The organism is Pseudomonas sp. P9_2 (genome assembly GCF_034008255.1).
Lineage (GTDB): Bacteria > Pseudomonadota > Gammaproteobacteria > Pseudomonadales > Pseudomonadaceae > Aquipseudomonas > Aquipseudomonas synxantha_A.
On sequence record NZ_CP125376.1, the window covers coordinates 476,567 to 492,823 of the forward strand.

Sequence of the window (16,257 nt, forward strand, 5' to 3'; positions counted from 1 at the left end):
GTGTCGAAAGAATAAGCGCACGATAGGCTGCCCAGACCGCGCTGGCTACTGACATTCGCCAGGCAAATGCATGAGCCTACGGCACCATCCCAGTGCTGCGAGCGTAGGCGAACAGGTCTACATCGGTGGAGATACTCAGCCGCTGCATAGCCGTGCTTTTCTGCTTACTGATGGTCGAGATACTGCGGTTGACCTGTGCCGCAATCTGGCTGACGGTCATGCCGCTGGCCAACATGCGCACCACCTCACGCTCCTTGCAGGACAATTGCGGCACCTGGGACTGATCGCCCGTGCCCGCCTCCACCATTTGCACCCGCAGGGATTCACTGGCGAACGTCTGGCCGGCACACACAGCCTTGATCGCCTGGGGCAGCTCTTTGGCGGAAGCACTTTTGGCCACCACGGCCTTGGCACCATGGGCGAAGGAAGCACGCAGGGTGGCGACGCTGGCGAACATGGTCACCAGAATCACCGGCAACTGCGGATACTGGCGGTGCAACAGGCTCAACAGCCCGTAGCCGTCGGCCTGCTGGCCGCCTGGCATGGCAAAGTCTGTGACGAGCAAGTCACACGGGGTTGTCCTCAACACTTCGAGCAACTGATCGGGGCCGTCGGCCTCCGCGACCACTTTGCACCGGCCATGCGCCTCAATCACGACTTTCTGCCCGATACGCACAATAGGGTGATCGTCAGCAATAATTACTCGAAGCATAGATTCCCACGAATGATGGCAAACTGAATCCGCGCAAAATACCCCCGCTGGCGCTCATCAACAACCGCTAACAAAGCGCTGCTGGCAGCCGCGCTCAATGTTCAGTAGCTCACACTTTTTTGCCTACAAAACAATAAGAAAATACCTACAGCAAAGACAAGATCAACGGATTGCAAAACGTTCTGCGTCAACACTGCCTCTCAGACTTCAGAGAGGTACTCGAGATAGACGAACAAGCGCGCCAGGAACAACTCCAATTGCACCTTGTGCGCAGCAACACCCTGGGACTGGACCTGTTCGATCAGCCTCACGGCGCTTGATTCAAGGCCAGTACCACCCAAAAACACCAGGCTGCCCACCAAGCGATGGAGGCGCTCAGCCGTCAGTGATGAGTTCAACGTCAAGCAGGCATGACGCAACACGCGGTGGTCTTCCCAGGCCTCGAACAACAGGGTTTCCAACAATTGATCGACGATACGCTCGCTGCCAAACATCGCGACCAACGTGGCACGGGTTGGCCAGCCGGCGAGCGGTGCAACAGCTCTCTGGGCGACATGCGCGTCATCCTCGCCCGGCAACCAGCGTGCCAACACGGCGTGCAGCTGTTCAAGGGTCAATGGCTTGAGCAGCCAGGCATCCATGCCGGCGTCGCGGCAACGCTGGGGGCTGTCGTTTTGCAGGTTGGCGGTCAAGGCAATGATCGGCACTCGCCTCTGCCCGTTGTCACACTCATGCTGGCGAATAGCGCGAGCCATGCTGTAGCCATCCATAACGGGCATCTGGCAATCACTGATCACCAAGTCGAAGGGCCGGCTGGCGAAGGCCACCAGCCCGAAGTACCCATCGTCGGCCAATTCGTATCCCAGCCCCAACTTCTGCAGCAAACAACCCAGCAACAGGCGGTAGGCCGAATGATCTTCCACCACCAGCACGCTCAGCTGCTGCCAATGAAGCGGGGGGGCACCTTGCGGCTTCAATTTGCGGTTCGCTCCTGCTGTTGAACCTGCCAGCGAACCCATCAGTACCTCTATCGTGACTATTGATCCGGCAGTAATCTCCGGCACTGGTGCAATAGCCCTCGAGACCTTTCATGCAGCAATGATCGAAATACCCTTTCAGGGGTTATCGACAAAAAACATATAATCCTTTGAGTCAATCAGAGTCGATACAACAACTACGAAAAGCACTACCGAACCACCCTCTCCCGGCACGTCCTTCGTACCCCTGCCAATGTCGTATTAGTTGTATTTCCCCCGTGCATCCCCCTGGCTAGATTATGCCTACCCCAAAGAGGGACGGCTTGCCACTCCCCGGCAAGCGCTAAAAAACATCGAGATCACCGCCAGGCAACCACCCGTCCACACACGATCGGGCGTTGCTCTGCCGCATCTCAATCTGCCAGCTTGTAATGGAACAATTTGAAATGAAGACCTCTGTATCCCTACTGAGCAGTGCCCTGCTGCTCGCCATAACGTCATCCGCTTTCGCCGCCAGCAGCGTCGACCTGACTGTCAAAGGGTTGATCACGCCCAGCGCCTGCACACCCAGCCTGCCGGGTGACGTCGATCTTGGAAAAATCGCCGCAAAAGATCTGTATCAAGACAGCTATACGCCGCTTGAGAAAAAGACCCTGCAACTGAGCGTCAATTGCGACGCGGCGACGCTGTTTGCAATCCATCCCGTCGACAATCGAGCCGGTTCCGCCGCGTCTGGCGCCGCCTTTGGCCTGGGCTTGATCAACGAAAACCAGAAGCTCGGCCTGTATCAGTTGACGTTCACCAACCCCGTCACTGAAACACCATCCACCCTGATTGCAATGTACAACTCCGAGGGCCGATGGACAGAACTCCTTAAGGATGAGGTCATTGCCCCCAACGATCTGGTGGCGCTGGGCAGCCGCGGTGAGAACGGTTGGGCCCCCCACCCGATCAAAGAGGCGCTCATGGACATGACGCTGCACACCTTGATTGCACCTGCAAGAAACCTGACCTTGACCAGCGAAGTGGCCATCGACGGCTCCGCGACCTTTGAAGTGAAGTACCTGTAAATGGACGTTTCCCAGATGAAGACCCGCCTGCCCCTGTTGAGCAGCGCCCTGCTGCTCACCCTGGCGTCATCCGCTTTCGCTGCCAGTTCCGTGGACCTGACCGTCAAGGGCTTGATCACACCGAGTGCCTGCACCCCGAACCTGCCAGGGGCTGTGGACTATGGAAAAGTCGCAGCAAAAGACCTGAACCTCGACAGCCATACCTGGCTTGAGGACCAGACATTACAACTGAGCGTGAGTTGCGAGGCGGCGACGCTGTTTGCCATCAAGCCCATCGACAACCGAGCCGGCTCCTCAACGTTCGGCGCCTACGGCCTGGGTGTAGCCAACGGCACAGAAAAGCTCGGCGGGTACCAACTGATGTTCAGTAAGCCCGTCGCCGAAACGCCTTCGACCTTGCTCTACCAGTACGAACAGCGCCCCTGGGCGCCGCTCTATCCGGAGGACCCGCTGCAAGACGCTATGTTGGTGGCCCTGGGCAGCCGTGCCGATTCCGGCTGGGCCCCGCACCCCGTGCAGAACGCGCTCATGGACATCACCGTGCACACCGCCATTGCACCCGCCAACGGCTTGAGCCTGGCCAACGAAGTGGCGCTGGACGGCTCCGCAACTTTGGAAGTTCTGTACCTGTAACCCCTCATCTTCGTACTAAGGAAGGTTCAAACGATGACTTACTTAAGAGCCACGCCCCTGGCCGTCCTATTGTTGACCACCTCGCCTCTCACACTGGCCGCCAGCAGCCTGGACCTCACCGTCAAAGGCATCATCACGCCAAGCGCCTGCGCGCCAGAGGTCTCCGGCGGTGGCAATGTCGACTTCGGCAAGGTGTCGGTCAAGGATCTCAATAGCGACACCTACACCGACCTGCCCCGAGAAACCATGCTCTTGAGCGTGCGTTGCGAAGGGCCGACGTTTTTTACCCTGAACACCATCGACAACCGTGCCGGCACCACTGCCAGCCACTTCAGTTGGCACGGCCTGGGCATGACCCCCAACGATGAAAAAGTCGGTGATGCCGGGCTTGGCCTCTACCAGCCGGTCGCCGACAACATGCCGGTACGCACCATTATCTCCAGGGATGGCGGCACAACCTGGATGCCCTCCGTGATGCTCAGCCACACCGTGCTGACGGCGGTTGCCAACAACGACGGCCTGGTGCCGATTGCGATCCAGAAGCTGGACGCCGAGATCCGCCTGATCACTCACATTGCGCCTGCCAGCAACCTGACGCTGACCGACGATGTACCTATCGACGGCCACGCCACCGTGCAAGTCAATTACCTCTAAGGATATGGAGCCCCCGATGAACATTCGATTGACCACCCTGGCCGCCAGCGTACTTCTGCTCAGCTCAACCACTGCCTTCGCTGCCTCCAGCGTCGACCTGACCGTCAAAGGGCTGATCGTGCCCAGCGCCTGTATACCCACCTTTCACGGTAGCAATGTGATCGACCACGGCAAGATCTCTGCTAAAGACCTGAAACCTGACAACCCGACAGTCATTGGCAACCATACCCTGGTCCTGGCCGTCAATTGCGATGCGCCGATCCAATTCGCCCTGCACTCGATCGATAACCGTGCATCCTCAGGTATCTCTTCGAGTTACGGCCTGGGCTTTATCAATGACACCCAGAAGCTGGGGGGATACAGCCTCACGCTTGCCAATCCACTGGCCGATGATGGTGTAGTGGTGCAACCCATTGCATCGTCCGACCAAGGTAATACCTGGTTCAAAGAAAAGTTCTGGGATCCGGGCCTGTACATGTCGATCGCCGCAATGGATGACGACAGCCAGCCGCTGCCTGTCAAAGACCTGCAGGTCGATCTGCAAGTGCAGACCTTCATCATGAGCACTGCCGGCATGGACCTCAGCAATGAGGTGACCATCGACGGCTCCGCCACCCTTGAAGTGAAGTACCTGTAACCCATGGCCGCCCACCCCTCGAGCGCCGGCAGGCATGGGCTGCGTCTGGCGCTGCCCGTGCTCGCGGCATGGGGGCAAAACGTGGCCATCGTGCTTGGCCTGGCCGCGATGACCGATGCCCACGCAGCGTCGACCGTCGACCTCACGGTGACCGGCCGGGTGACACCGGATGCCTGCCATATCGAGCTGACGAATGACGGCATCATCGAGCACGACAAGATCCCCGCACATAGCCTCAATGCAGACGAGTTTACCGTGCTGCCCAGCCAGCTACTCGAACTGCATGTGCTCTGCGCCAGGCCCATGCTGTTTGCCTTGGTAGGCATCGACAATCGCGCCGACTCCTCGCTGGCCCCCGACTTTTTCTACGGACTGGGCAGAAACATCCACGCCCCCGAGGAGCGTCTCGGCTCCGTGGCGTTGTCCTATCGCAACGCGGTGGGCGATGCGCAGCCCATGCAGGTATTGGCCTCCACCAACAACGGGGAAACCTGGTCGCCGGACCCCAACGCCTATCCAAGATCCTATATGGCCTTTGCACCGCTGGGCGACCGTCAACCGGATTTCATCAGCCAACTGACCGCCGAGCTTCAGGTGGTCACCGCCATCAACTTTTCGCAGTACCTGACGCTGGACCAGGAAGTCCCCCTCGACGGCTCCATCGTCCTGGATTTGCGCTACCTCTGACCGATGCCTTTTGGCCTAATGGAAAACCCGTCATGACGACGACATTCTCAAACACCGCTGTCGGCCTTGTCGCCCTGCTGCTGATACTCGGCAATCAAGTCAAAGCCGACGGGATGATACCGGACACCTCCGTGGTGATCGTGTTCGAAGCCGAAGGCGAAGCGGCAGTGTCAGTGACCAACACCGACAGCCAACTCGCGCTGCTGCATGTGACCCTGCAGGATATTCCGGAGGACACCGAGCCGCTGCTGGTGGTGACCCCGCCGCTTTCACGGGTCGAGGCGTCCAAATCCCAGTTGGTGCGCTTCATCCTGCAAAACCGGAAGCCGTTGCTCACCCAACGGCTTAAACGCGCGGTGTTCGAAGGCATGCCCCAAGGCCGTGACGCGACCGCCGCCGGACATGCCCGCGTGGGTGTGACCGTGCGCCAGAACTTGCCGGTGATCGTGCATCCCAAAGGCCTTGCCCCCAACCGCACGCCCTGGACCGACCTGACCTGGACCTTGCGCGACGGCCAGTTGCAGGTGCGTAACGACACGCCCTATGTAGTACGCCTGGCGCAGGAACTGCTGCTGTTGCCCGGCAACGGCAGGGCGATGCTGCCGCGCACTTACGTGCTGCCCGGCGAAGCCTTGAGCGTGCCGGCCAGCGGCGGCAAGGCCAACACGGTCAGGTTGCAGCCGGCCACTGTGTACGGCTTTGCGGTGAAGGCCTACGACGCACCGATCACCCTCTGACTGAAAACCGCAGGCGTCGCCCCCCTGACCGCCGCCTGAATAACGAAGTGACGGCTCATTGACCGTCACCAGAACGCCTGGGCACACGGGGCCCGCGCGTTCACTACTCGAGTACCTTGCGTGAAAACAGTATTGAGTTACCGTGACGGCGAAGCCGTGCCCGACATCCCTGTCAGCTCGACCTTGCCGCTGGTGTTACTGCTGTGCGCGCTGATGCCCGCCAAGGCATGGGCCGAAAACTCCAGCTTCGACGCCCAGACCTTGCATCAACGCGGCATTGATCCACAGCTGGCCAGCCTGCTGCTGGCAGCACCGCGCTTCGCCAGCGGGCAACACACGGTCAATCTGCGGGTCAATGGTCAGCGACACGGCCGGCTGGATGTGACCTTCGATCAGCAAGGCAACCTGTGCTTCGACCGCGCATTGCTGGACGCCGCCAACCTGGTGATCCCGAATGAAACGGCAGGTTGTCAGGATTTTCTTGCGCAATATCCACAAACCCTGGTTGAACCGGACCCGGCGACGCTGACGGTGTCACTGGTGGTACCCACCGAGGCGCTGCGCCCCATACAACAGGATATCTCGGGGTACGAAACCGGCGGGTTTGCCGGGCTGCTCAACTACGACCTCAGTGGTTTCTACAACCGCTTCGGCGATGACGCCAGCCGCTTTGGCTCGGCCAACACCGAGGTGGGGTTCAATGCCGGCGATTGGATCGTGCGCAGCCGCCAAGTACAGACCTGGCAGGATGGCCTGTCACGCAGCACCCACTTGCAAGCCTATGCCCAACGCACCTTTGCCAGCCACCAGGCGGTGCTGCAGGCTGGGCAAATCAACCTGTATAACCCGGTACTGTCCGGCGCGCAGATCACCGGGGTGCAGGTGCTTACCGAGCACGCCCTTCAAGAACAGGGCCAGGGTGCGCGGATCCAGGGCATTGCCAACAGCCCTGCCCAGGTGGAGGTACGACAGAACGGAGCGTTGATTCACTCCACCGTCGTGCCCGCTGGTCCCTTTACCCTGACCGATGTACGTCGCTTGAATACGCGCTCGGACGTGGAGGTCACGGTCAAGGAAAGCGCTGGCGGTGAGCGGCGCTTCACCGTGCCGGCGGCCATGCTCGGCCTTGGGTTGCCAGCACCGGGTTACTCCGTGGCGGCGGGTCGGGTGCGTAATGTGGGCGACGCCAAAGGCGCTGATCCGTGGGTGGTCAGTGGCGGCTGGACCGGTGCGCTGCACCCGCAGTTGACCCTGGGCACCGGTGTACTGGCAGCCAGCGATTACCGCTCGGTGGGCGCCAGCCTGGGCTGGTTGCCGTGGGTGGACAGCCAGATCCAACTGTCCACGCAGCTGTCCAACACCCAGGCGTGGGAAAAGGTTTCGGGCGTACAGACTGACCTTTCCTGGTCCCAGCGCCTGGGCGAGCAGTGGTCGATCAGCGTCGCCAATTCCTGGCGCAGCATCGGCTATCGCGAACTCGAAGAAAGCACGTATGAGCGTGGTGACAGCAACCGCGACTCTCGTTATCGCGACCAGCAAAGCCTCAACCTGGGCTGGTCGCATCCGCTGCTGGGTGCGTTCAGCGCCGGGGTTGCGCGCTCGGCCAACTTCGCTGGCGACAGCAGCAGCCGTGCGTTGGCCTCGTGGGGCACGAGTATCGGTGCTGTGTCACTGTCGGCCAGTGCCGAGTGGCAAATGGGCGGTAGCCAGCAACAGGACAACGCCGTGTACCTCAATATCAGCGTGCCGTTGGGCGAAAGTCGCCGGCTACGTAGCTGGGCGCGCAATTCCGGCGGTGAGAACCGCACCGGCCTGGGCCTCACCGAACAGATCGACGACCAACTCAGCTATCGCGTCAGCGCCGAACACGACAGCAGCGACCATCAAGTGGAAACCACGCTGGGCGTCTCGGTATTGCCGCGTTACAGCCAGCTCGATTTCAGCTACAGCCGCTCCGATGCCGAACGCTCCAGTTATCAAGGCGGCGCTCGCGGCGGTGTGGTGATACATGGCGACGGCGTAACTTTTTCACCCTACCCGGTGCGCGACACCTTTGCCCTGGCGTCGGTCGGCGATATGAGTGGCATCAAGCTCAGCACCCCCAGCGGCGCGGTATGGACCGACTGGCAAGGCCAGGCCGTGGTGCCGCAAGTCACCGCCTACGGGCGCAGCCCAGTGGAAGTGCAGACACGTTCACTGCCGCGCAATGCCGACATCCACAATGGCCTGGCGATGATCTCGGCCGGACGCGGCGCTGTTGACCGAGTGGAATTTGGCATCAGCTTGACCCGTCGCATATTGCTCACCGTCAGCACCGACCAGGGTAAACCTCTGCCTGCCGGAGCCTCAGTCAGCAGCGCCAGCGGCGAGTTCGTCACCTTGGTGCAAGACGGCAGCCAGGTGTTTCTACCCAACGTGCTGGACCAATCGACGCTGTGGATAACCATGCCCGATGGCGGTCGATGCGAATTGCGTTACTCACTTCCGGAAAAAGCCGACCCCACGGTGTACTTCGAAACTGCTCCCGCGCGTTGCCACGCGCCTTGAGGATCCCCGTCATGCCCTTCGCAACGTGTATGCGCCAACTGTGCCTGTGGTTATTGATCGGCGGTGCCGGCACCGCCCACGCCTTGGAAGAATGCCAACTGAATATCAGCGAACCCCTGATCGATTTCGGCTTGATGAGCCGCCTGGCACAAAGCGACAGTGCACTGGAACGCTTGCTTGGCGAGCGGCGCCTGAGCGTGACCATCAACTGTCCGCAAGCGCAAGATTTGAGCCTGTTCTATCGCGCACTGGCCGCTAGCCCGCAGCGCCTGCAATTTACCCCGCATGGCAGCTATGCCATCGAAGCCGGCAACGCCGTGCTCGATGGTCGCGCCGTAAAGTTGGGGCTGCTACCTGCTGCGGGCCAGGCGCCCGTGGCCAATGGCACGGAGCTGGAATGGCGCTCCGGCCATGGCGTCGCGCCGGTCGAACACGGTGCGGTGCTCAGGGGCAACACCCTGTCGTTGCAACTGACGCTGCGCGCCTGGGCCGACCCCGCTGCCACTCAAGTGCGCGACAACACCACCTGGGAAGTTTCCGGGATGGTGTACAGCGCACAAAACGGACGCTACCGGGAACTGACCGTGCGCGCGCACTTTGCGCCCATCGCCTGCCTGCCGACATTATCCGACCACGGCGTGGTGGACTACGGCACCCTGTATGCCAAAGACCTCAACGCCACCACTGAAACACCGCTGCCCATGCGCACACTGCGCCTGAGTGTGACCTGCGATGCGCCGATCCGCTTTGCTCTGCACATGAAAGACAATCGCGACGGTTCAGCCACGGGCGGTACCGATGAAACCGCGTATGGATTGGACCTGGATGCCAGTCGCAACAAAATCGGGCGGTTTTACCTGACTATCGACCCGGCCGAATTCAGCGCCGACACCTTCCCCGCGCTGTACCGCACCGACTCCACCAGCAACGGCGTGGCATGGAGCAGTTCCACCGCACGGCAAATCCCCATGGCCGCCAACAGCCTGCTGGGGTTTACCGACACGATGGGGGTCACCACCGGCCCGGTCGCCATCCAGACCCTGACCGGCACGATGCGCCTCAAGTCTTACCTTGCCCCCATGCAAAGCCTGAATCTTCGCGAGGTGGTGCATATCAATGGTTCCGGCACTATCGAAATCGTCTACCCCTGACCCGTCACTATGAGGAACTCGTCCCGTGAAAACCCGCCTCTTTACCAGTCTGTTGCTGTTGACCAGCACGCCCTCTGTGCTAGCCGCCTCGGCGGTGGACCTGAGTGTCAAAGGCCTGATCACTCCCTCCGCCTGCATGCCGCAGTTCCCCGGCGGTGCCCTGATTGACTACGGCAAGATTGCCCAACAGGACTTGAACCTGGAGACTGCTACGCGTCTGCCCGTCAAGACCTTGACCGTCGGCATCGCCTGCACGGGCACGGTTCGCTTTGCCCTGCGCATGCGCGACAACCGCGACGGCTCGGCCATGGTCGACAGCGAGATTTACTACGGCCTGGGGTTCGATGTCAGCGGCAACCGCCTGGGGGTCTACTCCATGACCTTCGACCCACGACAGACCCAGGCCGGCAACATTGCGCAGATCTACGGCACCGAGTCCACTACCGGGGGCCTGGCGTGGCGCACGTCCAACCTCAACCCCATCGACATCGGCTCCAGGAGCTACCTGGGTTTTACCGACGTAGAGGGTAGTGTCAGCGGCCCCGCGGCCATCGGTTTAATGCTGAGCACCGTCACCGTGCAGACGGTGATCAATGCTCGACAAAACCTGGACCTGAGCGTGGAAACCCCGCTCGACGGTTCAGCCACTCTGGAAGTGGTTTACCTCTAGAGCTTCTCGCTGGTGACCTGTACGTAGCACGCACGACCGGCGCCCAGGCCCGCGACAATCGCGCCCAGGCCGATCACCGCGAAGATCCAGCCGATAGCCGCCCAGCCGCCGGTCCAGTCGTGCACCAGGCCAACCGCAAACGGGCCCATTGACGCCAGGGTGTAACCGATCCCCTGGGCCATGCTCGACAGGTTGGCGGCGACGTGAGCGTCACGCGAGCGCAGCACGATCAAAGTCAGCGCCAGGCTGAAGGTGCCGCCCTGCCCCAGACCGAGCAGAATCGCCCAGCCCCATAAACCGTCCAGCGGCGCATACAGGCAACCGAACAGGCCGCCGAGGGTCAGCAGCATCACCACCACAATCGCCAGGCGCTGGTCCTTGCCTCGGGTGGCCAACCACGGTGCGGCCAGGGAACTGAGCAGTTGCACAATGATGGAGCCTGAGAGCGCCAACCCGGCTTCGGTAGCACTCAGGCCACGTCCGATCAGGATTGACGGCAACCAGCCAAACACAATGTAGGCCAGGGACGATTGCAGGCCCATGTACAAAGTCACCTGCCAGGCGAGCGGGTCACGCAGCAAGCCCCTGACCCGGTAAGCCACCTGATGGGCACCGTGCTTTTGCCCCACTTGTGGCAACCAGAACAAGGCCGCCAGCAACGCCGGAATAACCCAGAACCCCAGGCCGATGGCCCAGCTGTCTGCGAAATATTGGCTCAGGGGCACCGTGGCTCCCGCAGCCAACGCAGCCCCTAGACACAACGCCATGGTGTAGACGCCGGTCATGGCACCCGCCTGCCTGGCAAAATCGCGCTTGACGATGCCCGGCAGCAACACGCCAATGATGCCAATACTCGCACCGGCAATCAGGCTGCCGGCGAACAGCCCCACTTCACCGAACGAACTGCGCAGGATAATTCCGGCGGCCAGGGTCAGCAGGATGCCCAGCACCACGCGCTCGGCGCCAAAACGTCTGGCCAGGATCGGCGCAGTGGGCGCGAACAGGCCCAGGCACAAGACCGGCAAAGTAGTCAGCAACCCGGCCTTGGCCGCAGATAACCCAAGGCTGCTGGAGACTTCAGCCAGCAGTGGCGACATGCTCGACAGCGCCGGCCGCAGGTTCAACGCCACCAGTACCAGGCCCAGTAGCAGGAGCCACGGACGAACCACCCGCGGATGGGCCTGCTGGACGGCCTCGTCATCGGCTTCGGCGTCGATCAACAGTTCTTCGAGTTCAGTCGTACGTTTGGCTTCAAGGTTCATTGATCAACTGCCGGCAGAGGGATTTGGCACGTTCGCGGTCTTGGTTTCTACCGCGTCGAGCAAGGCGATATGCAGGTCGAATACAGCCTGGCGACGCGGTGAGATGTTCAGGGCCTGACGTAACTGGGCGCCGACGAGGCTATTCGCAGTTGCCTGCAAAGGCAACGCACCAGAGTGCCTGGATTAGCAAAAGAAGCAGTAGAGTGGCTAGGCCAGGGTATTTGCGCAGGTTTACTCATATCCTCAACACGGGAGCCAGAGGCGCTCAAGGCTTGCTAGCCGACAAACAATAAACCCGGCACCAGGCCGGGTTTATGTGTTCAACCATCGATCAATGCAGTATCTGGCTCAAGAACAACTTGGTCCGGTCATTCTGCGGGTTGTCGAAGAAGTCATTCGGCGCCGCCTGCTCCACGATCTCGCCCTTGTCCATGAAGATCACGCGGTTGGCCACGGTGCGCGCAAAGCCCATTTCGTGAGTCACGCACAACATGGTCATGCCGTCTTCGGCCAGGCCAATCATGGTGTCCAGAACCTCTTTCACCATTTCCGGGTCGAGTGCCGAGGTCGGCTCGTCGAACAGCATGATTTTCGGTTTCATGCACAAGGCACGGGCGATGGCCACACGCTGTTGCTGGCCGCCGGACAGTTGCCCCGGAAACTTGTGGGCCTGCTCTGGAATGCGTACGCGCTCAAGGTAGTGCATGGCAATTTCCTCGGCCTTGCGCTTGGGCATCTTGCGCACCCACATCGGCGCCAGCGTGCAGTTTTGCAGGATGGTCAGGTGTGGGAACAGATTGAAGTGCTGGAACACCATGCCCACTTCACGGCGGATCGCTTCGATCTGCTTGAGGTCGTTGGTCAACTCCACGCCATCGACCACGATGCGGCCTTGCTGGTGCTCTTCCAGGCGGTTGAGGCAGCGAATGGTGGTGGACTTGCCCGAGCCCGACGGCCCGCACAGCACAATGCGCTCGCCCTGCTTGACGTTGAGGTTGATGTCTTTCAACACGTGGAACTGGCCATACCACTTGTTGACGCCCTGCATCTGAATAATGCCTTCAGGGCTCACCGGCTGCTTGATTGCTTGGCTCATTAAAACAACTCCTAACGCTTGTGGCCGGTGTCGAGCTTGCGTTCCAGATGCATGGAATAGCGCGACATACCAAAACAGAAAATCCAGAACACCAGGGCGGCGAACACGTAGCCTTCAGTGGCCATGCCCAGCCATTTGGGGTCGGCGGCGGCTTGCTTGACGCTGTTGAGCAGGTCGAACAGGCCGATGATGATCACAAGGCTGGTGTCCTTGAACAGTGCGATGAACGTATTGACGATGCCCGGTATCACCATCTTCAAGGCTTGCGGCAGGATCACCAGGCCCATGCTGCGCCAGTAACCCAGGCCCATCGCCGCAGCCGCTTCGTATTGCCCCTTGGGGATCGCCTGCAAGCCACCGCGCACCACTTCTGCCACATAGGCCGACTGAAACAGAATCACGCCGATCAGGGCACGCAACAACTTGTCGAAGTTCATGCCCTCGGGCAGAAACAACGGCAACATCACCGATGACATGAACAGCACCGTGATCAACGGCACGCCGCGCCAGAACTCGATGAAGGTCACGCAAACCACCCGAATCGCCGGCATGTTCGAACGCCTGCCCAACGCCAGCACAATGCCCAACGGCAAGGCGCCGGCGATGCCCACCGTGGCGATCACCAGGGTCAGCATCAAGCCGCCCCATTGGCTGGTCGCCACGTTGCTCAGCCCGAACACGCCGCCATGCAGCAAGCAGTAGGCGATGATCGGGTACAGCAGCAAAAAGCCCAGGCCGTAGATCGCCTTGCGTGGAAAACGCGAGATGAACAACGGCGCCACGCCAACGATGGCCAGCCATACCGTCATGTCCACGCGCCAGCGCAGGTCGACGGGGTAATAGCCATACATGAACTGCCCGAAGCGCTGCTGGATGAACACCCAGCAGGCGCCCTCTTTGGTGCAATCGGCGCGCGTGGTGCCGACCCAGTTGGCATCCAGAATCGCCCAATGCAAAATCGGCGGCACCACCAGGTACACCAGGTAGATCGCCAGCAAAGTCAGCAGCGTGTTGAGCCAGCTTGAGAACAGATTGGCGCGCATCCAGGCCACCGGCCCGAAGACTTTGCCCGGGGGTGGCATATCAGGTTTGAACGTATGCGTAGTCATGGGCGTCTCCTCACCGCTCGATCAGCGCAATGCGCTTGTTGTACCAGTTCATCAGCAGGGAAATGCTGATGCTGATCGCCAGGTACACGCTCATGGTGATGGCAATGACTTCGATGGCCTGGCCGGTCTGATTGAGCACCGTGCCGGCAAACAGCGAAACCATTTCCGGGTAACCGATACCGGCGGCCAACGAGGAGTTTTTCGCCAGGTTCAGGTATTGGCTGGTCAACGGGGGAATGATCACGCGCAAGGCTTGCGGGATGATGACCTTGCGTAGCGTCGGCCCCGGGCGCAGGCCCAGCGAGCGTGCCGCTTCAGTCTGGCCATGGCTGACGGACTTGATGCCAGAACGCACGATCTCCGCAATGAAGGCCGCCGTGTACACGGTCAGGGCCAGGGTCAATGCCAGCAGTTCCGGAATCAGTACCCAGCCGCCGACGAAGTTGAAGCCTGCAAGCCTGGGCATTTCCCAATGCAGCGGTGCGCCGAAGGTCAACCCGCACAACGTCGGGATCACAATCAATAGCGCCAGGCCCGTCCAGAATTTATGGAACGGTACGCCTGTCGCTTCAAAGCGCTTGTTGGCCCAGCGGGTCATCAGCACGATAGCCACGATAGCGACCACCACGCTGGCGACAAACGGCCAGAACCCATCGGCCGCCAGCGCCGCCGGCATGTTCAGGCCACGACTGCTGACGAAGAACATGTCACCGAAGTTATGGCTGTTGCGCGGCCCCGGCATGGTCAGGAACACCGCGAAATACCAGAACAGGATTTGCAGCAACGGCGGGATATTGCGAAAGACTTCCACATAGACCGTCGCCAGCTTGTTGATCATCCAGTTGGGCGACAGGCGCGCCACGCCGATGATGAAACCGAGCAGGGTTGCCAGCACCACACCAATGACGGTCACCAGCAAGGTATTGAGCAAGCCGATCACAAACACCCGGGCATAGCTGTCCGATTCGGTGTAGTCGATCAAATGCTGCGCGATGCCAAAGCCGGCACTGCGCTCAAGAAAGTCGAAACCGGAGGTGATGCCCCGGTGTTGCAGGTTGGTCTGGGTGTTGTGAAACAGGTACCAGCCCAGCGAGACCACCGCCACAATGGTGATGATCTGGAAGAGCCACGCGCGCACTTTGGGATCGCTGAAGCTGAGCTTCTGCTTGGGTGCGCCGATGAGATTTTGCATGGAATGCCCCGCAAGGAATGGAACAGAACATCACCCGGCGGTTGGCCCACCGGGTGATAGAACCATCAGCGATCAGCGCACAGGAGGTGCGTACTGGATACCGCCGTTGTTCCACAGCGCGTTCAGGCCACGGTCGATTTCCAGCGGCGTGCTCTTGCCCAGGTTGCGCTCGAACATTTCGCCGTAGTTACCCACTTGCTTGACGATCTGTACGACCCAATCCTTCTTCACTTTCAGGTCTTTGCCGTATTCGCCATCGGCACCGAGCAGACGCGCAACGTCCGGGTTCTTGGTGGACTTGGCTTCGGCCTCGACGTTCTTGGAGGTCACACCGGCCTCTTCAGCGTTGAGCATGGCGTAGCCCACCCAGCGCACGATGGCCAGCCACTCGTCGTCGCCGTTACGCACCACCGGGCCCAGTGGTTCCTTGGAAATGGTTTCCGGCAGCACCACGTAGTCTTTCGGCGCCGCCAGCTTGCTGCGCTGGGCGAACAGTTGCGACTTGTCGGAAGTCAGCACGTCGCAACGCCCGGACTCCAGCGACTTGGCGCTTTCATCAGAAGTGTCGAAGGTGATCGGGGTGTACTTGAGGTTGTTGGCGCGGAAGTAATCGGAAACGTTCAGCTCAGTGGTAGTACCCGCCTGGATGCAGATGGTCGCGCCGTCCAGTTCCTTGGCACTTTTCACGCCGAGCTTGTTGTTGACCAGAAAGCCGATGCCGTCGTAGTAGGTGATGAAGCCCGGGAATTTCAGGCCCATGCCCGCATCGCGGGAACTGGTCATGGTGGTGTTGCGCGACAGGATGTCGACTTCGCCCGATTGCAGCGCGGTGAAACGCTCCTTGGCGTTCAACTGGCTGAACTTGACCTTGGTGGCGTCACCAAAAACCGCAGCAGCCACAGCGCGGCAGTAGTCAGCGTCAATCCCGAGGATCTTGCCGCTGGCATCCGGCACCGAGAAACCCGGCAAACCGTCACTTACGCCGCATTGCACAAAGCCTTTTTTCTGCACGGCATCCAGAGTGGCGCCCGCCTGGGCGAAACCACTGACACCCAGTACAGCCGCCGCGGTGACGATGGCCAGGGTGGACTTCAATACCTTCATTACATACCTCCAGTTGCTC

The 16,257-nt window shown here is 60.6% G+C and carries 16 protein-coding genes and 1 pseudogene; 9 read left to right on the forward strand and 8 right to left on the reverse strand.

The features are described from left to right. Positions 1–76 precede the first annotated feature (76 nt). On the reverse strand, positions 77–712 hold the full coding sequence (locus QMK52_RS02030) for a response regulator transcription factor (RefSeq protein ID WP_005785075.1): 636 nt from the start codon (positions 710–712) through the stop codon (positions 77–79). A gap of 200 nt (positions 713–912) precedes the next feature. Beyond that, on the reverse strand, positions 913–1,731 hold the full coding sequence (locus QMK52_RS02035; RefSeq protein ID WP_005785072.1) for a response regulator: 819 nt from the start codon (positions 1,729–1,731) through the stop codon (positions 913–915). 404 nt (positions 1,732–2,135) lie between these two features. Between QMK52_RS02035 and QMK52_RS02040 the strand changes: the two genes are divergently transcribed. From QMK52_RS02040 to QMK52_RS02080, 9 genes are all read left to right on the forward strand, one after another. Further along, complete coding sequence (locus QMK52_RS02040; RefSeq protein WP_005785071.1) at positions 2,136–2,759, forward strand: DUF1120 domain-containing protein; 624 nt, start codon at positions 2,136–2,138, stop codon at positions 2,757–2,759. 15 nt (positions 2,760–2,774) lie between these two features. Next, positions 2,775–3,392, forward strand: a complete 618-nt coding sequence (locus QMK52_RS02045; protein ID WP_194440654.1) for a DUF1120 domain-containing protein — start codon at positions 2,775–2,777, stop codon at positions 3,390–3,392. A 33-nt stretch (positions 3,393–3,425) separates the two neighbouring features. Beyond that, complete coding sequence (locus QMK52_RS02050) at positions 3,426–4,046, forward strand: DUF1120 domain-containing protein (RefSeq protein WP_005785067.1); 621 nt, start codon at positions 3,426–3,428, stop codon at positions 4,044–4,046. A 16-nt stretch (positions 4,047–4,062) separates the two neighbouring features. After that, entirely contained in the window at positions 4,063–4,683 is a 621-nt protein-coding gene (locus QMK52_RS02055; protein WP_005785066.1) for a DUF1120 domain-containing protein, read from the forward strand. A gap of 3 nt (positions 4,684–4,686) precedes the next feature. Beyond that, a complete protein-coding gene (locus QMK52_RS02060; protein ID WP_005785064.1) occupies positions 4,687–5,370 on the forward strand; it encodes a DUF1120 domain-containing protein in 684 nt (227 codons plus the stop codon). A gap of 32 nt (positions 5,371–5,402) precedes the next feature. Continuing rightward, entirely contained in the window at positions 5,403–6,107 is a 705-nt protein-coding gene (locus tag QMK52_RS02065) for a fimbria/pilus chaperone family protein (protein ID WP_005785061.1), read from the forward strand. Between the two features lie 120 nt (positions 6,108–6,227). Then, complete coding sequence (locus QMK52_RS02070; RefSeq protein ID WP_005785060.1) at positions 6,228–8,654, forward strand: fimbria/pilus outer membrane usher protein; 2,427 nt, start codon at positions 6,228–6,230, stop codon at positions 8,652–8,654. A gap of 11 nt (positions 8,655–8,665) precedes the next feature. Continuing rightward, a complete protein-coding gene (locus tag QMK52_RS02075; protein ID WP_320403774.1) occupies positions 8,666–9,805 on the forward strand; it encodes a DUF1120 domain-containing protein in 1,140 nt (379 codons plus the stop codon). Positions 9,806–9,830: 25 nt separating this feature from the next. After that, on the forward strand, positions 9,831–10,475 hold the full coding sequence (locus QMK52_RS02080) for a DUF1120 domain-containing protein (RefSeq protein ID WP_005785057.1): 645 nt from the start codon (positions 9,831–9,833) through the stop codon (positions 10,473–10,475). Here QMK52_RS02080 and QMK52_RS02085 read toward each other — a convergent pair. The 6 genes and pseudogenes from QMK52_RS02085 to QMK52_RS02110 form a co-directional block, all read right to left on the reverse strand. Beyond that, positions 10,472–11,737: a CynX/NimT family MFS transporter gene (locus QMK52_RS02085; RefSeq protein ID WP_005785054.1), complete on the reverse strand. Its 1,266-nt coding sequence runs from the start codon at positions 11,735–11,737 to the stop codon at positions 10,472–10,474. The two genes, QMK52_RS02080 and QMK52_RS02085, sit on opposite strands and share 4 nt — an antisense overlap. Beyond that, positions 11,727–11,881: pseudogene (locus QMK52_RS02090) on the reverse strand (GntR family transcriptional regulator); the annotation flags it as partial. The pseudogene QMK52_RS02090 and the gene QMK52_RS02085, both read right to left, overlap by 11 nt. Before the next feature lie 187 nt (positions 11,882–12,068). Beyond that, positions 12,069–12,833: an amino acid ABC transporter ATP-binding protein gene (locus tag QMK52_RS02095; protein WP_005785051.1), complete on the reverse strand. Its 765-nt coding sequence runs from the start codon at positions 12,831–12,833 to the stop codon at positions 12,069–12,071. A gap of 11 nt (positions 12,834–12,844) precedes the next feature. After that, the gene (locus QMK52_RS02100; RefSeq protein WP_005785049.1) at positions 12,845–13,942 is read right to left on the reverse strand and encodes an amino acid ABC transporter permease; all 1,098 of its coding nucleotides are present in this window, start codon (positions 13,940–13,942) and stop codon (positions 12,845–12,847) included. A gap of 10 nt (positions 13,943–13,952) precedes the next feature. After that, positions 13,953–15,134: an amino acid ABC transporter permease gene (locus tag QMK52_RS02105; RefSeq protein WP_005785047.1), complete on the reverse strand. Its 1,182-nt coding sequence runs from the start codon at positions 15,132–15,134 to the stop codon at positions 13,953–13,955. Between the two features lie 72 nt (positions 15,135–15,206). Then, positions 15,207–16,238, reverse strand: coding sequence for an amino acid ABC transporter substrate-binding protein (locus QMK52_RS02110; RefSeq protein ID WP_005785045.1), 1,032 nt, complete (start codon positions 16,236–16,238; stop codon positions 15,207–15,209). Between the last annotated feature and the right edge of the window lie 19 nt (positions 16,239–16,257).

Bases quoted from the DNA above. Each gene is read 5' to 3' on its own strand.
- QMK52_RS02030 (WP_005785075.1), bottom strand. From the start codon at position 712: ATGCTTCGAGTAATTATTGCTGACGATCACCCTATTGTGCGTATCGGG.
- QMK52_RS02035 (WP_005785072.1), bottom strand. From the start codon at position 1,731: ATGGGTTCGCTGGCAGGTTCAACAGCAGGAGCGAACCGCAAATTGAAG.
- QMK52_RS02040 (WP_005785071.1), top strand. From the start codon at position 2,136: ATGAAGACCTCTGTATCCCTACTGAGCAGTGCCCTGCTGCTCGCCATA.
- QMK52_RS02045 (WP_194440654.1), top strand. From the start codon at position 2,775: ATGAAGACCCGCCTGCCCCTGTTGAGCAGCGCCCTGCTGCTCACCCTG.
- QMK52_RS02050 (WP_005785067.1), top strand. From the start codon at position 3,426: ATGACTTACTTAAGAGCCACGCCCCTGGCCGTCCTATTGTTGACCACC.
- QMK52_RS02055 (WP_005785066.1), top strand. From the start codon at position 4,063: ATGAACATTCGATTGACCACCCTGGCCGCCAGCGTACTTCTGCTCAGC.
- QMK52_RS02060 (WP_005785064.1), top strand. From the start codon at position 4,687: ATGGCCGCCCACCCCTCGAGCGCCGGCAGGCATGGGCTGCGTCTGGCG.
- QMK52_RS02065 (WP_005785061.1), top strand. From the start codon at position 5,403: ATGACGACGACATTCTCAAACACCGCTGTCGGCCTTGTCGCCCTGCTG.
- QMK52_RS02075 (WP_320403774.1), top strand. From the start codon at position 8,666: ATGCCCTTCGCAACGTGTATGCGCCAACTGTGCCTGTGGTTATTGATC.
- QMK52_RS02085 (WP_005785054.1), bottom strand. From the start codon at position 11,737: ATGAACCTTGAAGCCAAACGTACGACTGAACTCGAAGAACTGTTGATC.
- QMK52_RS02095 (WP_005785051.1), bottom strand. From the start codon at position 12,833: ATGAGCCAAGCAATCAAGCAGCCGGTGAGCCCTGAAGGCATTATTCAG.
- QMK52_RS02100 (WP_005785049.1), bottom strand. From the start codon at position 13,942: ATGACTACGCATACGTTCAAACCTGATATGCCACCCCCGGGCAAAGTC.
- QMK52_RS02105 (WP_005785047.1), bottom strand. From the start codon at position 15,134: ATGCAAAATCTCATCGGCGCACCCAAGCAGAAGCTCAGCTTCAGCGAT.
- QMK52_RS02110 (WP_005785045.1), bottom strand. From the start codon at position 16,238: ATGAAGGTATTGAAGTCCACCCTGGCCATCGTCACCGCGGCGGCTGTA.